The 14,098-nt window shown below is 66.8% G+C and carries 12 protein-coding genes and 1 other RNA gene; 6 read left to right on the forward strand and 7 right to left on the reverse strand.

All coding sequences use genetic code 11. The features are described 5' to 3' along the window. Nucleotides 1-48: 48 nt before the first annotated feature. Nucleotides 49-927, reverse strand: a complete 879-nt coding sequence (htpX, locus tag ACDH77_RS11635) for a protease HtpX (protein ID WP_109290952.1) — start codon at nucleotides 925-927, stop codon at nucleotides 49-51. 97 nt (nucleotides 928-1,024) lie between these two features. Between htpX and gluQRS the strand changes: the two genes are divergently transcribed. The 4 genes from gluQRS (at nucleotide 1,025) to ACDH77_RS11655 (ending at nucleotide 3,613) form a co-directional block, all read left to right on the forward strand. Then, nucleotides 1,025-1,924 carry a tRNA glutamyl-Q(34) synthetase GluQRS gene (gene gluQRS / locus ACDH77_RS11640; protein WP_031423054.1) on the forward strand — a complete coding sequence of 300 codons (900 nt, stop codon included), beginning with the start codon at nucleotides 1,025-1,027 and terminating at the stop codon, nucleotides 1,922-1,924. 82 nt (nucleotides 1,925-2,006) lie between these two features. Next, nucleotides 2,007-2,747 (forward strand): beta-ketoacyl-ACP reductase, encoded by a 741-nt coding sequence (locus ACDH77_RS11645; protein ID WP_014090372.1) that lies wholly within the window; start codon nucleotides 2,007-2,009, stop codon nucleotides 2,745-2,747. A gap of 159 nt (nucleotides 2,748-2,906) precedes the next feature. Continuing rightward, nucleotides 2,907-3,482, forward strand: a complete 576-nt coding sequence (gene phaR, locus ACDH77_RS11650) for a polyhydroxyalkanoate synthesis repressor PhaR (protein ID WP_031423057.1) — start codon at nucleotides 2,907-2,909, stop codon at nucleotides 3,480-3,482. Nucleotides 3,483-3,538: 56 nt separating this feature from the next. Next, a non-coding RNA gene (locus ACDH77_RS11655) (sX9 sRNA) lies at nucleotides 3,539-3,613 on the forward strand. 53 nt (nucleotides 3,614-3,666) lie between these two features. Here ACDH77_RS11655 and ACDH77_RS11660 read toward each other — a convergent pair. The 6 genes from ACDH77_RS11660 to ACDH77_RS11685 all read right to left on the reverse strand — a co-directional run bounded on the left by ACDH77_RS11660 (nucleotide 3,667) and on the right by ACDH77_RS11685 (nucleotide 11,392). Next, entirely contained in the window at nucleotides 3,667-4,641 is a 975-nt protein-coding gene (locus tag ACDH77_RS11660; protein WP_031423058.1) for a TraB/GumN family protein, read from the reverse strand. Between the two features lie 33 nt (nucleotides 4,642-4,674). Beyond that, on the reverse strand, nucleotides 4,675-5,610 hold the full coding sequence (locus tag ACDH77_RS11665) for a DUF1684 domain-containing protein (RefSeq protein WP_031423059.1): 936 nt from the start codon (nucleotides 5,608-5,610) through the stop codon (nucleotides 4,675-4,677). Beyond that, nucleotides 5,610-7,487 carry a DNA mismatch repair endonuclease MutL gene (mutL, locus tag ACDH77_RS11670; RefSeq protein ID WP_031423060.1) on the reverse strand — a complete coding sequence of 626 codons (1,878 nt, stop codon included), beginning with the start codon at nucleotides 7,485-7,487 and terminating at the stop codon, nucleotides 5,610-5,612. The genes ACDH77_RS11665 and mutL overlap by 1 nt, the downstream gene beginning before the upstream one ends. 149 nt (nucleotides 7,488-7,636) lie before the next feature. Then, entirely contained in the window at nucleotides 7,637-9,337 is a 1,701-nt protein-coding gene (locus ACDH77_RS11675) for an N-acetylmuramoyl-L-alanine amidase (protein ID WP_031423061.1), read from the reverse strand. 70 nt (nucleotides 9,338-9,407) lie between these two features. Next, entirely contained in the window at nucleotides 9,408-9,908 is a 501-nt protein-coding gene (tsaE, locus tag ACDH77_RS11680; protein WP_008576131.1) for a tRNA (adenosine(37)-N6)-threonylcarbamoyltransferase complex ATPase subunit type 1 TsaE, read from the reverse strand. Then, nucleotides 9,905-11,392 (reverse strand): bifunctional ADP-dependent NAD(P)H-hydrate dehydratase/NAD(P)H-hydrate epimerase, encoded by a 1,488-nt coding sequence (locus ACDH77_RS11685; RefSeq protein WP_008576129.1) that lies wholly within the window; start codon nucleotides 11,390-11,392, stop codon nucleotides 9,905-9,907. Before ACDH77_RS11685 ends, tsaE begins: the two co-directional genes overlap by 4 nt. A gap of 24 nt (nucleotides 11,393-11,416) precedes the next feature. Between ACDH77_RS11685 and queG the strand changes: the two genes are divergently transcribed. Both queG and xseA read left to right on the forward strand, forming a co-directional pair. After that, nucleotides 11,417-12,484, forward strand: coding sequence for a tRNA epoxyqueuosine(34) reductase QueG (gene queG, locus ACDH77_RS11690; RefSeq protein WP_008576127.1), 1,068 nt, complete (start codon nucleotides 11,417-11,419; stop codon nucleotides 12,482-12,484). Between the two features lie 123 nt (nucleotides 12,485-12,607). Then, nucleotides 12,608-13,945, forward strand: coding sequence for an exodeoxyribonuclease VII large subunit (gene xseA, locus ACDH77_RS11695; RefSeq protein WP_008576126.1), 1,338 nt, complete (start codon nucleotides 12,608-12,610; stop codon nucleotides 13,943-13,945). Nucleotides 13,946-14,098: the final 153 nt, after the last annotated feature.

Below are 14,098 nucleotides of genomic sequence, written 5' to 3' on the forward strand. Positions count from 1 at the left end.
ATTGCGCGGGTTTTTTGTTGCCTGCCAGGCAGCCGGAGTTCCGACACCTTACATGGCGCTACCACTGGCGGCGCGCAGCGCAGCGATGCGTTCGGTAAGCGGCGGATGGCTCAGGAACAGCCGGCGCAAGCCCTCGCCCACCCCACCGGAGATGCCGAACGCCTGCACTTGCGAGGGCAAGGTGTTCTGGCCATGGTTGAGCGACAGCCGCTCCAGCGCAGCGATCATCTTGCTGCGGCCAGCCAGCTGCGCGCCACCGGCATCGGCGCGGAATTCGCGGCGTCGCGAGAACCACATCGCAATCATGGTCGCGAACAAGCCGAACACCATCTCCAACGCAAACACGATGATGTAGTACGCAAAGCCACGACCGCCCTCGCGGTTGCCCGACAAGGCGCTATCGATAATGCCGCCGACCACGCGGGCGAGCACGATCACGAAGGTATTGAGGACGCCCTGCAGCAGCGCCATGGTGACCATATCGCCGTTGGCCACGTGGGCGATCTCGTGGCCAAGCACCGCCTCGGCTTCATCCTGGTCCATGTTCTGCAACAGACCGGTGGACACCGCCACCAGGGCATTGTTGCGGTTGGCGCCGGTAGCGAACGCGTTGATTTCCGGGCCGTCGTAGACCGCTACTTCCGGCATGCCGATGCCGGCAGCCTGGGCCTGGCGGCGCACGGTCTCCAGCAACCAGCGCTCGGTCGGCGTGCGCGGCTCGGTGATGACCTGCGCACCGGTGCTGCGCTTGGCCATGAACTTGGACAGCAGCAAGGAAATGAACGAGCCGCCGAAACCGAAGATGGCGGCCATCACCAACAGGCCACTCATCTGCGCGGGATTGACGCCCAGCATCGACATGACGATGCCGGCGAGCATCAGCACCGCAAGATTGGTCAGCAGGAACAGGAAAATGCGGTTGAACATGGCGCGATGGCTCCACGGATGCGGGGGGAACTGGTGCGGATCTGCGGGTGTTGCGGCTTGAAATCAAGCAAGCACCTGACCGACGATTCAGCTGCCCATGCCATCGCCCCCTTATCTCGGCCGCTTCGCGCCCTCGCCCACCGGCCCCCTGCACTTCGGCTCCCTGCTGGCTGCATTCGGCAGCTGGCTGCTGGCCCGGCATGCCGGTGGGCAGTGGTGCGTACGCATCGAAGACATCGACCCGCCGCGTGCCGAACCCGGCGCCAGCGAACGTCAGCTGCGCACGCTGGCCGCATTCGGGCTGCACTCGGACCTGCCGGTGATGCGGCAGTCCGAGCGCGATGCGGCCTACACCGACGCTATCGCTCAATTGCTGGAAACCGGCCAGGCATTCGAATGCAGCTGCAGCCGTGCCGATCTGGCCGGCATGGGCGGCATCCACCACGCCTGCGTCGCGCCACTGGGCGAGCGCCGTGCGGTGCGCCTGCGGATGCCGCCGCAATCGCCGGTCGGCTTCGAGGACGCCTTGCAGGGCCCGGTGCTGCAGGATGTCTACGCCGAGGTGGGCGATGTGGTGCTGCGCCGCGCCGATGGGTATTGGGCGTACCAACTGGCAGTGGTGGTGGACGATGCGGCGCAGGGCATCACCGATGTGGTGCGCGGCGCAGACCTGCTCGACTCCACCCCGCGCCAGATGGTGCTGCAGCGCGCACTGGGCCTGCCGCAGCCGCGCTACCTGCACCTGCCGCTGATGCTGGATCGCGACGGCCGCAAGCTGTCCAAGTCACACGATGCACCCGCACTGGACGACGCCGATCCACTGCCGGCCCTGCACGCCGCCTGGGTCGCCTTGGGCCAACAGGCCGACGCACTGCCGCGGCATGCAGCCGTGGAAACCCTGCTGCAGCAGGCCGCGCAGCATTTTTCGCCACGGCTGCTTCCAGGCCAACGCCAGCTGGACCTCGATGCGCGCGCATCCGGCCTCCAGCGTGACTAGAATTGCGGCCCAGCACCGGCGTCCGGGCGCAGCAGTCCCGCACCCGAATCGCCCTCAGCCTCACTTGTTGATTGGAGTCGTCATGACATCTCGCGTCGCATTGGTCACCGGCGGCACCGGCGGTATCGGTACTGCCATCTGCAAGCGCCTGGCCGACCAGGGCCACCGGGTCGCCAGCAACTTCCGCAACGAAGAGAAGGCGCGCGACTGGCAGCAGCGCATGCAGGCGCAGGGGTACGAGGTCGCCCTGTTTCGCGGCGATGTCGCCTCGTCCGAGCATGCGCGCGCGCTGGTGGAAGACGTCGAATCATCGCTGGGGCCGGTCGAGGTGTTGGTCAACAACGCCGGCATCACCCGCGACACCACCTTCCACCGCATGAGTGCCGAGCAGTGGCACGAGGTCATCAATACCAACCTCAATTCGGTCTTCAACGTGACCCGCCCGGTGATCGAGGGCATGCGTAAACGCGGCTGGGGCCGGGTGATCCAGATCAGCTCGATCAACGGGCTCAAGGGCCAGTATGGCCAGGCCAACTACGCTGCCGCCAAGGCTGGCATGCACGGCTTCACCATCTCGCTGGCGCGCGAGAACGCGGCATTCGGGGTCACCGTCAACACGGTCTCGCCCGGTTATGTGGCTACCGACATGGTGATGGCCGTTCCGGAAGAAGTGCGCGCCAAGATCGTGGCCGATATCCCCACCGGACGCCTGGGCCGTCCGGAAGAGATCGCCTACGCGGTGGCGTTTCTGGTTGCGGAAGAGGCTGCCTGGATCACCGGCTCGAATCTGGACATCAACGGCGGCCACCACATGGGCTGGTAACGTTTGCTGCAACTTTGCGGTGCAGCATGGATTTTGCTCAAAAACCATGCTGCGCAACATTTTTAATGTGTCCGCTTAAGCAAATAAGGCCTTTTGGCTGTTGCAAGCGCTGCTGCGGTGCGCCATCCTGCGCGCACTATCAGTGTGGGTGAACGTTCCATGGCCGGACTTCGCATCATCAAGAAGTATCCCAATCGCCGTCTCTACGACACGGAAATCTCCAGCTACATCACCATCGAAGATGTGCGCCAATTGATCATCGATGGCGAAGAATTCGAAGTACGCGATGCCAAGAGCGGCGAGGACCTCAGCCGCGCAGTGCTGCTGCAAATCATCGCCGACCGCGAGCAGGACGGCGAGCCGATGCTCTCCACCCAGTTGCTGAGCCAGATCATCCGGTTTTATGGCGACTCGCTGCAGGGCTTCATGGGCAATTACCTGGAGCGCAGCATGCAGGTGTTCCTGGATCAGCAGCAGCAGTTCCGTCAGCAAATGGGCAACCTGCTCGGGCAAACCCCGTGGGCGATGATGAACCAGTTGACCGAGCGCAACCTGGAGTTGTGGCAGGAGTTCCAGCGCAACTTCGGCGCCGGCTTCGGCCGCCCGGGTGGCCCGGGCACGCCGCCGAACCCGCCCGGGGCAAGCGGCCTGGGCAGCGGCCCGATGGGAACCGGCACGCATGGCTCGGCTGGCGGCAATCACGGCACGACCGGCAAGGCCCGCAACCGCGGCTAATAGACAACACGCCATTGCGCAGCCGCCAGGCAGGTGCGGCCGGTGCCGGCATCCTCAGGCGCTGTTCGGACACCCCGGCTCCGCTGCGCCGGCCATGCCAGCTGACGGCTGGTCGCGGTGTGATGTCGACCGCTTGAGATATCGAACGCTGCGCCAGGAGCCCCACGCTCCCAGGCGCAGCCAATCAGTGGCCGGCCTGCGTTGTGCAGGCAGAGCAGATCCGCTCCACGTGGTAGCCGCGCGCACGCAGACGCTCCACTACCCCGTCATTGCCCAGCAAATGCAGCGCACCGACCACCACCAGCGTGGTTCCGCTGCCCTTGCCGAGCCGCCGCTCCAGCCGCGGCACCCAGCGCGCATTGCGCTCGACATTGATGTCCTGATACAGCGCCGGATACTGGCGGCGCATGTCTTCGGCCATCTGCGTGGACAGCGTATGCACATCGCCATTGCGCCAGGCTGCATGCAGCTGGCGTAGCTGGTCGGTGGCATCGGCCTCGTCCAGCGACTCTTCCAGCAACTGATGCTGCTCGGTCGGCGACATGCCGTCGAGCAAGGCGATTTGCTCGGCGGCGCGCTCCAGGCCGTCGGCCGGTTTGCCGCGCGCCTGCGCCTGTTCCATCAGGTAATGGTCCAGCCCCGCGTTCGGGTCCATGCCTTGCCGGGTCATCTCCGCCAGGCTGATCGTCAGCGCTACGAACCAGGGCTCGAGCGGCTGCAGGCTCGCCAGCGACATGCCGTACTTGCGCGCGTAGGCGCTCAGCGCCTGCCAGGTCTTCGCATCCAGCGTGTCCTGCAGCGTACGCCCGTCGGTGCGCCGCGCCGCCTGCAGCATGCGACTGGCCAGCTCGGGCGATTGCGCATCGTCAGGCGGCAATTCGAACAGCAGACGGTCGGCCTTGGCGAAGGCCTGCATCACATCCGGCGATAGCGGGTAGTCGCTGGGCTTGAGCACATGAAACGAGCCCAGCAGATACAGCGTGCCGCCCTTGCCATCGACCTTCCACAGCAGCGGCACCGGCGGGCCTGCCGGCGCGTGGCCGGCACCGCGCGCCCACACCGGTACGAGCGCGCCGCTCCACAAGGCCAGGCCAAGCAGCGCGCCGCTGCACCAGGTGGCAATCCGCTGGCGCGTCAACGTGGTCCGTCGCCCGGTCACCAGGCTTCTCCGCACATGTGAATGGCGCGCATGTCAGTGCGGCACCTTGTAGGCCTTCTCGCCTGCCGACACCGCCAGATCGATGCGGTTTTCCGGCGGCGGCAGTGGGCAGGTGGCGAACGGGGTGAACGCGCATGGCGGGTTGTAGGCGCGGTTGAAATCGACGATGACATGCCCCGAGGCATCGGGCAGGTCCAGATCCAGAAAACGTCCAGCCGGATAGCTGCCGTGACCGCTGGTGCGGTCGGCGAATACCACGAACATCGGCCGCCCTGGCTCGCCGATGGTTTCCAATCGGTAGGTCTTGCCGTCGCGCTCGAACTCGATCGCGCCCGCGTTCGGCTGCTCGCTGCTGATCCCGACGATGTCGACGATCGGGATGGTCTTGCCGACGGAGTTGGGCACATAGCGCGCGTTGATGCGCCAGGATGGATCCACGGGCCAATAGTCCAGACCCGCGAAGTGCGTGCGCGAGCTCGCGTCGGCATGCTTGACCCGTAGCGCATACCGGTCGCCGCGATGGATCAGGCTCAACACGCCCTTGCCCTGGTCGAAATGGATCAGGGTGGGCTGCGGATCGCGATCGGACTGGAAGCGGATCCGGCTGGTCAGCGGCTTGCCATCGAGGGTCAGCGCGGCGCCACGCTCGGGCACGAACCAGACCGCGTTGTTCTCGGTGGACACCATGCCCATCTTCGGTGGGCCTACCGCGAGTCTGATACCGCTGTCGGCGCTGCTGCCGATGTAATGCGCCTTCAGCGACAGCCAATGCAGGCCAACCAGGCTGGTCCAGCCATCGGGCGCGCGCAGTTCCTTCAGCCGCGCTTCGCGCCAGGCGGCGGTGTCGGCCAGAAATGTCTTGTCGAGTGCGACCGGCGCAGCCGGCGGTGGCGCATCGCGCCCGCAACCGACTAACGCCGCTGCGACCAGCATGCCGAGCAGCCAGCCCTTCCCCCCGTGCACTGCCATCAACGCCCCCTCAGAAACCAACGATCGATATCGCTCAGCGTAAACCGCGCCCAGGTCGGTCGGCCATGGTTGCACTGGCCCGAGCGTTCGGTGGCTTCCATATCGCGCAGCAGCGCGTTCATTTCAGGCACGGTGAGGCGGCGGTTGGCGCGCACTGCACCGTGGCACGCCATGGTGGAGAGCAGTTCGTCGCGTGCGCTGGCGATGCGGCGGCTTTGACCATGCTCGCGCAGATCGCCCAGCACATCGCGCAGCAGCGCCTCCGGCTCGGCATTGGCCAGCAGCGCGGGAATGCTGCGCACGTGCAGCGACTGCGGGCCGGCCCGGGTGATCTCGAAGCCGAGCGTGGCCAATGTTTCAGCTTCGCGCTCGGCGGTGTCGGCTTCGCGCTCGCCCACTGCCAGCGTCATCGGCACCAGCAAGGGCTGCGCGTGCAGGCCGATGCTGTCGTGCGCATTTTTGAGCCGCTCATAGCCGATGCGCTCATGCGCCGCGTGCATGTCGACCACGATCAAGCCTTCGGCGTTTTCGGCCAGGATGTAGATGCCGTGCAACTGCGCGACGGCATAACCGAGCGGCGGAACACCGCTGTCTTGCGCAGTTGCCGGCAACCCGGTGCCGGCCATGCTCGGCATGCCTGCCGATTGCTGCGCACTGCTGGGCGGCGGCGCGTACAGCGCGCTGTAGGCGGCGCGCGCCTCGTCCACACGCAGTCCCAGCGGCGTTTGCGAAGGCGTCCAGCTCGGGTAGTTGTAGCCGCTACCGCTGCTGCCAGGTGCGTTGCCGTGGTTAGGAACACCGCTGCCAGCAATGTTGCCCAGTCCGCCAGCGGTCGCACCTGGGTCGCCGGCACCATCGCTGCCGATACTGTTTGGCGTGACGCCGGCACGGGTATGCGCCAAGGCATCCTGCAGGGTGCGATAGACGAAATCGTGGATCAGCCGCGCTTCGCGGAAACGCACCTCGTGTTTGGCCGGGTGCACATTGACGTCCACGCGTGCCGGGTCCAGCTCCAGAAACAGCACATAGGCCGGCTGACGGCCATGAAACAGCACATCGCCGTAGGCCATCTTCACCGCATGCGCCACGCTGCGGTCCCTGACCGAGCGGCCGTTGACGTAGAGGTATTGCTGGTCGGTGCTGGCACGCGAGTAATGCGGTTGCGCAACCCAGCCGTGCAGGCGCAGACCGGCACCGCTTTGGTCCACGCGCAAGGCCTGGCGCGCAAAATCGTCGCCGAGGGTTTCGCCCAGCCGCGCGTCCGAATACAGATCGCCCGGCTTGTAGCGACGCGACGGCTTGCCGTTGTGCGAGACGCGCAATTCCACATCCGGCCGCGCCAATGCCAACGAACGCAACCACTCTTCGATGTGGCCGAGTTCGGTGCGTTCGGCACGCAGGAATTTGCGCCGCGCCGGCACGTTGAAGAACAGTTCGCGCACTTCGACCGTGGTGCCCGGCGCATGCGCGCGCGGCACCACTTCGCCCAGGCGACCGCCGTCGATTTCCAATGCAGAGCCGTGCTCGGCGTCGTGGCGACGCGAGGTCAGGGTAAAGCGGCTGACCGAGGCGATCGACGGCAAGGCTTCGCCACGGAAGCCCAGCGTGGCGACGGTTTCCAGGTCGTCCAGCGAAGCGATCTTGCTGGTGGCATGCCGCGACACGGCCAGCGGCAGTTCGTCCGGGGCGATGCCGCCACCGTTGTCGCGGATGCGGATCAGCCGGACGCCGCCCTCCTCGAGCTCGATATCCACGCGCGTGGCGCCGGCGTCGAGTGCGTTTTCGACCAGTTCCTTGACCACAGATGCGGGCCGCTCGACGACTTCGCCGGCAGCGATCTGGTTGATCAGAATCTCGGGCAACTGGCGGATCGCCATCAACGCACGCTCCATTGCGGCACGCGCGAAACGCGGTAGATCGGCGGTGTGACAGGCAAGACAGACCTCGGCACGGCAATCCGGCGGCGCGCAGGCGCCGTCATTTCGCCGTCATTTAAGGAATCAGTGCGGAATGATAGCCGAGCGGGTCAGCGACTGCCGCCGGCCACGGTGCTGACTGCATCGGCTTCGGCCTGCGCACGTGCCGCGAACAACGTGCCTGGCGGCGGTTGGCGGGTAAAGAAGGTATCGATGCCGTCCAGCACGGCGCCAGCGATCTTGCGCTGATAAGCCGGATCGATCAGGCGGCGTTCTTCGTCCGGATTGGAAATGAAGGCGGTTTCCACCAGCATTGCCGGCATGTCGGAGGTGCGCAGCACCGCGAAGTTGGCGCGTTCCAGTTGCGGCTTGTGGTTGTTGCCGATGCGCTTCAATCCTCCAAGCACATGGCCGGCGGCATCTTCGGAGGCCTTCATATGGCCGCTCTGAGCCAGGTCCAGCAACACGTTGGCCAAGGTGCTTTCGGTCTGCTGCAGGCGCACGCCGCCAACCAGATCGGCCGCGTTTTCCTTGTCGGCCAGCCAGCGCGCACGTTGCGACGAGGCTCCCTTGGTCGACAGTACGTACACCGAGGAGCCGGTGGCGCTGCGGTTTTCGGCGGCGTCGGCGTGGATGGAAATGAAGATGTCGGCCTTGGCGGCGCGGGCTTTTTGCGCACGCATCGGCAACGGAATGAACACGTCGGTATCGCGGGTCAGGTAGGCCTTCATGCCTGGCGTGGCGTTGACCTGGCGTGCCAGTTCACGGCCGACCGCCAGGGTGACGTCCTTCTCGCGCTTGCCGGTGGGACCCATGGCGCCCGGGTCCTGGCCGCCGTGGCCTGGGTCGATCGCCACGATCAACGGCCGCATGCCCGGCGCCATCTTGACCCGCGACGCTTCGCTTGGCAGCACGGGGCGCGGCGGCAGGTCGTCGTCGCCTGCAGCAGCCACCGCGCTCGAGGCGCTATTGGGGGCATTTGCCGCGGCATTACCGGAGGTTGCGCCCATCGGTGCGCTGCCGCCATTCAAGATGGCAGCTGCAGATGCGCTGCTGCCCGCCACCACCGCGCCGGACGTAACGTTGGCAGCGGCCCCGGCGGCACGGTTCGGCGTGTTGCCGGCAACGCCGGTCGGCGCTGGTGCACCGGAGGTGGCAGGCCGAGGCGTCGGCACACCGGTAGCGACAGTGGTCGGTACCGGGGCCTGAGTGACAGTGGGCAGCGCCGATGCCGGCACAGACGGTGCAGGCGGCGGAGTCGACGGCTGGGACGGCGGCACCGAGGAGGCACGTTGCGCAGATGCGGCCAGGGCGGCCGTTGCGCGTGCAGCTTCGGCCTGCGCATTGAGCGGACGCGGCGCCGGGGCTGCCGTCAGTGCAGCCGCAGCAACGGCGGAGGCCGCCGCCGGCGCCGGATCGCCAGGCCATTCGATCACCAATGTCGACACGCTACCCAGCGTCTGCATCTGCGGCTTGAGCGGCGTCACCGGCGTTGCCAGTTCGAACACCACACGGAATGTGCCAGGCACCGGCTGACCGGTGCGTACCGAGGTCACCAATCCGGCAGCGGACGGCAGCTTGAGACCGCGCATGCCCGAGGATTCGGGAAAATCGACAACCAGGCGCGTCGGGTTCGCCAGCGAGAGGGTTTTGAAGCCGCCGCTGCCGGCCAGTTGAATTTCTGCACGGGTCCCGGTGGCCCCGGTACTGACGCCAACCCCCTTGATTTCGCCGCCCCATGCAGCAAAAACCGCCAGGCTCAAGCTGGCGGTCAGGGCGGAAAGAAAGAACTGGCGGATCCCCGGTGTCATGGCGCTGGATTCAAGCATCCAACTGTGTGAATTGCAAGGCAATTTCCCTTAATAATCCATAACCTGGCGTTCATTCTTCTCGTGAGGAGGCAAAAAGGGCCTGCAACTGGGGCTGCTTGGACAGCCTTTCCATCCAGGCATGCCCGATCGCACTGCGGCCCAGCAACCGAACGCTGCGGCCTTCGCCAGCCACGGCCAGTTCAACGTCCAGATCGACTGGCGGCAGCACGCCAGCACCGCGCTCCGGCCATTCGACCAGCCACAAGCTCGCACTGCCCTCGTCGAGCCCGAGAAAATCCAGCTCGCCCGCATGGCCAATGCGGTACAGGTCCAGGTGCCAGGCTTCATCGCCGGTTGCCAGCGGATAGCGTTCGACCAAGGTGTAGGTGGGGCTGCGAATCGGCCCGGTGACACCGAGTGCGCGCAACAGCGCGCGCGCGAGCGTGGACTTGCCCGCGCCCAGGTCGCCATGCAGCTGCACCACCGCGCTGGCCGGTCGCACGGCGGCCAGCGCCTGGCCCAGGGTTTCGGTGGCCTGCACGTCGTGCAGCTGTCCGTTGAGGTCGATCATGCGATGGCTCCAGCGTTGGCGAGGCGGCGCAGCTCGGCAAGCAGGTCGGTGGGCAGCAGGCCGCGCTCGCCTGCGTGCGCGGCCGCATCGCCGGCACAGGCGTGCAACAAGGCGCCAAGGCTGGCGGCATCGAACGGCGAGAATCCCTGCGCCAGCAATGCCGCGATGACGCCGGTCAACAGATCGCCCATCCCGCCGACCGCCATGCCGGGATTGCCCGCATCGATGATGCGCGGCAAGTGACCTGGCGACGCGACCACGGTGCCGGCGCCCTTGAGCACCACCACGGCGTCGTAGCGTTTTGCGAGTGCAGCGGCAGCAGCCGGACGATCGCGCTGAATCTGTCGGGTCGAAAGGCCAAGCAGACGACCGGCTTCGCCCGGATGTGGCGTCAAGATGCGCGGACCACACGCTGCAACGTCGGTGGAGGCCAGCAGATTCAGCCCATCGGCATCGATCACCACCGCCGTAGCGGCGCCCAGCGCCGCACGCCACAACGCCTGCGCCCAGGCGTCCTGCCCTAGCCCGGGCCCGAGCGCGACTGCATCTGCCGCCTCGGTCAATGTGGCGATGTCGTCATCGGCCTGCACGGCACGCGCCATCGCTTCGGGGCAGCGCGCCAGCAGCGGCGTGACATGCTCGGCGCGCGTTGCGACCTGCACCAACCCGGCGCCGCTGCGCAACGCCGCTTCGGCGGTCAGCATGATCGCGCCACCGCTGCCGAGATTGCCGCCCACGCACAGCACCCGCCCCGATTCGCCCTTGTGCGTGTTGCGGCGACGCGGGCGCAATTGCGCCGCAAGGGCCTCGCCACTCCAACTATGTGCGGCTGGCGTGAGCCCGTCGAACGCTGAAAGCGGCACCTCCAGCGCGGCGATCTGACGCTCGCCGGCATGTTCCAGCGCATCGCCGGTGTAGAGCCCCAGATGCGGCACGATGAACTGCAAGGTCAGTGCTGCGCGTACCGCCGCACCGAAGGCCACCCCATGGTCGGCATCGATGCCGCTGGGCACATCCAGCGCAAACACCGGCACGCCCGCCGCGTTGATGGCGTCGATCAGGGCGGCGGTTGCATCATCGGGTGCGCGATTCAGGCCGATGCCGAACAGCGCATCGACGATCACATCGACCTGCGCCAGCGGATACGGAAACAATTCGATTGCCCCACCGACGGCGAGGTAGTCGGTACAGGCGCGCTGCGCCAGATCCGAGCCGGGGCCGTGTTCGGTCAGGTGCACCACGCGCACCTGACGCCCTGCGCGGTGTGCCAGGCGCGCCAGCACATAGCCGTCGCCCCCATTGTTGCCGGTGCCGCAGACCACCACGATGCGGCGCGCCTGCGGCCAGCGCTCCAGCAACCACTGCCAGGCCGCCTGCCCGGCGCGTTGCATCAGGGTGTAGCCATCGCCGCCGAGCAGCGTGGTGGCCTGCGCATCGAGCGTGCGCGCGGCGGTGGTGTCGTAAAGATCGAGCGGTGCGTACATGCAGGGAATTCTATACTTGTCGCCATGTCTGCCGCCCTTGCCCACCCCGACCCTGCCGATACCGCTGCGCGCATTCGCGTGCTTGCGCGCGAAGCCGGCTTTCAACGGTGCGGCATCACCGGCATTGAGCTGGGCGAGGATGAGGTGCATCTGCGTAGCTGGCTGGAGGAAGGACTGTACGGGACCATGCACTGGATGGCCCAGCACGGCGACAAACGCTCGCGCCCGCAGGAACTGGTTCCCGGCACCCTGCGCGTGTTGTCGGTTGGCATGGATTACGGCCGCAAGGACGACACCGAAGCCTGGAACACCTTGCACGACGGCAACCGCGCCTATGTGGCGCGCTATGCGCTGGGGCGCGACTATCACAAGCTGATGCGCAACCGGCTGCAGAAGCTCGCCGAGCGCATCCAGGGCGAAATCGGCCCATTCGGGTTCCGCGTGTTCGTCGATTCGGCGCCGGTGCTGGAGCGCGCATTGGCACGCAATGCCGGCCTGGGCTGGATCGGCAAACACACCTGCCTGATCGATCGTCATGGCGGCTCGTGGTTCTTTCTCGGCGAGATCTACCTCGACCTGCCACTGCCGATCGACACGCCCGCCACCGCGCATTGCGGCACCTGCACGCGCTGCATCGACATCTGCCCCACGCAAGCCATCATCGCGCCCTACCGGCTGGATGCGCGCCGCTGCATCGCATACCTCACCATCGAACACGACGGCGCAATTCCCGAAGACATGCGCAAGCCGATCGGCAACCGCATCTTCGGCTGCGACGACTGCCAGCTGATCTGCCCCTGGAACAAGTTCGCCAAGCGCACCGACGAAGCCGATTTCCGCGCCCGCAACGACCTGGACGTGGCCACGCTGCCGCAGTTGTTCGCCTGGAACGAGGACGAGTTCCTGCGCCGCACCGAGGGTAGCCCGATCCGCCGCAGCGGACACGAGCGCTGGCTGCGCAATATTGCCGTGGGCCTGGGCAATGCGCCTGGCACGCCAGAGGTCCTGGCCGCACTGCAAGCGCGTCGCCACGACGACTCGGCGCTGGTGCGCGAACACGTTGGCTGGGCGCTGGCGCAACACGACCTCTGACCCGCACGCGTCGCGCATGCAGCAGCCGCGGCCTGCACGTGCACGCGATCGGCGCAGCCACCGGCGGCATCGGCATTCGCAGCAGATCACCCATGACCGTCGTCGCTACGGGATAATGCAGCGATGGCCGACCGCAACGATCAGATCCTCACTCCCAGCCAGCTCAATTCACTGGCGCGCGACCTGCTGGAAGGCAGCTTCCCGCTGGTGTGGGTAGAAGCCGAACTGAGCAGCGTCACCCGTCCCGCGTCGGGACATCTGTATTTCACACTCAAGGATGCGCGCGCGCAGATCCGCTGCGCGATGTTCAAGCCCAAGAGCACCTGGCTGAAATTTCAGCCGCGCGAAGGCCTGCGCGTGCTCGCGCGTGGGCGCGTGACCCTGTACGAAGCACGCGGCGACTATCAGCTGGTGCTCGACCATATGGAAGAAGCCGGCGAAGGCGCCCTGCGTCGCGCCTTCGACGAACTGCGCGCGCGTCTTGCCGCCGAAGGCCTGTTCGATGCCGAACGCAAGCAGGCACTGCCTGCGCATGTGCAGCGGCTGGCGGTGATCACCTCGCCCAGCGGCGCGGCGGTGCGCGATGTGCTCAGCGTGCTGGCGCGGCGTTTTCCGCTGCTCGAAGTGGATCTACTGCCCTCGCTGGTGCAAGGCGACAGCGCTGCCGCACAGATCACCTCACTGCTGCAACGCGCCGATGCTTCCGGGCGCTACGACGTCATCCTGATCACCCGCGGTGGCGGCTCGCTGGAAGATCTGTGGGCCTTCAACGACGAACGCCTGGCGCGCGCGATCGCCGCCGCGCAGACGCCGGTGGTGTCTGCAGTCGGCCACGAGACCGACTTCAGCCTCAGCGATTTCGTGGCCGACGTGCGTGCGCCCACGCCCTCGGTCGCGGCCGAATTGCTGGTGCCCGATCAACGCGAGCTGGTCGCGCGCGTGCGGCGTGCGCAGGCACGCATGACCCAACTGCAGCAACACGCCTTGGGCAATGCCATGCAACGCGCAGACAGACTGGCACTGCGGCTGCGTGCGCAGAGCCCGCAGGCGCGCCTGCAACTGCTCCATCGCCGCCAGCAAGACGCCGGTCGCCAGCTGCGTGCGCGCATGACGCAGGTGCTCGAACGCTTGCAGGCGCGTTTACAGCGTGGGCAAGCGCAGCTGCAAGCACACAACCCGCAACGCCAGCTGGCCGGCTTGCAGCAACGCCTGCGGGCACTGCACCCGCAGGCGGCGATGCAACGCCGCCTGCAGCATGATCAGCTGCAACTGCGCAGCATTGCACGCTCGCTGGAAGCGGTCAGCCCGCTGGCCACAGTCGCGCGCGGCTACGCCATCGTGACCCGCCCTGCCGACAGCAGCGTGGTGCGCAGCGCCGCCGAGGTGGTCACGGGCGAACGCCTGCGCGCGCAGCTGGCCGATGGCAGCATCCAGGTGCGTGTGGAGTCTGGCGAAAGCTGACCGCAAGCCATGCGCAGCGCCGTCGCTCCCGCAGCAAGGCCGGCGCTAAGCGCTGACATGAACTCTTCGAAGATGCCCATTGCACGGAGTGCCACAAGGATAGGCGCGGTGCCAGAGAGCGCCTTCGAAACACGCCACAGGGCCGGGCGAGTC

The sequence above is a fragment of the Xanthomonas axonopodis pv. maculifoliigardeniae genome (assembly GCF_041519315.1).
Lineage (GTDB): Bacteria > Pseudomonadota > Gammaproteobacteria > Xanthomonadales > Xanthomonadaceae > Xanthomonas > Xanthomonas euvesicatoria.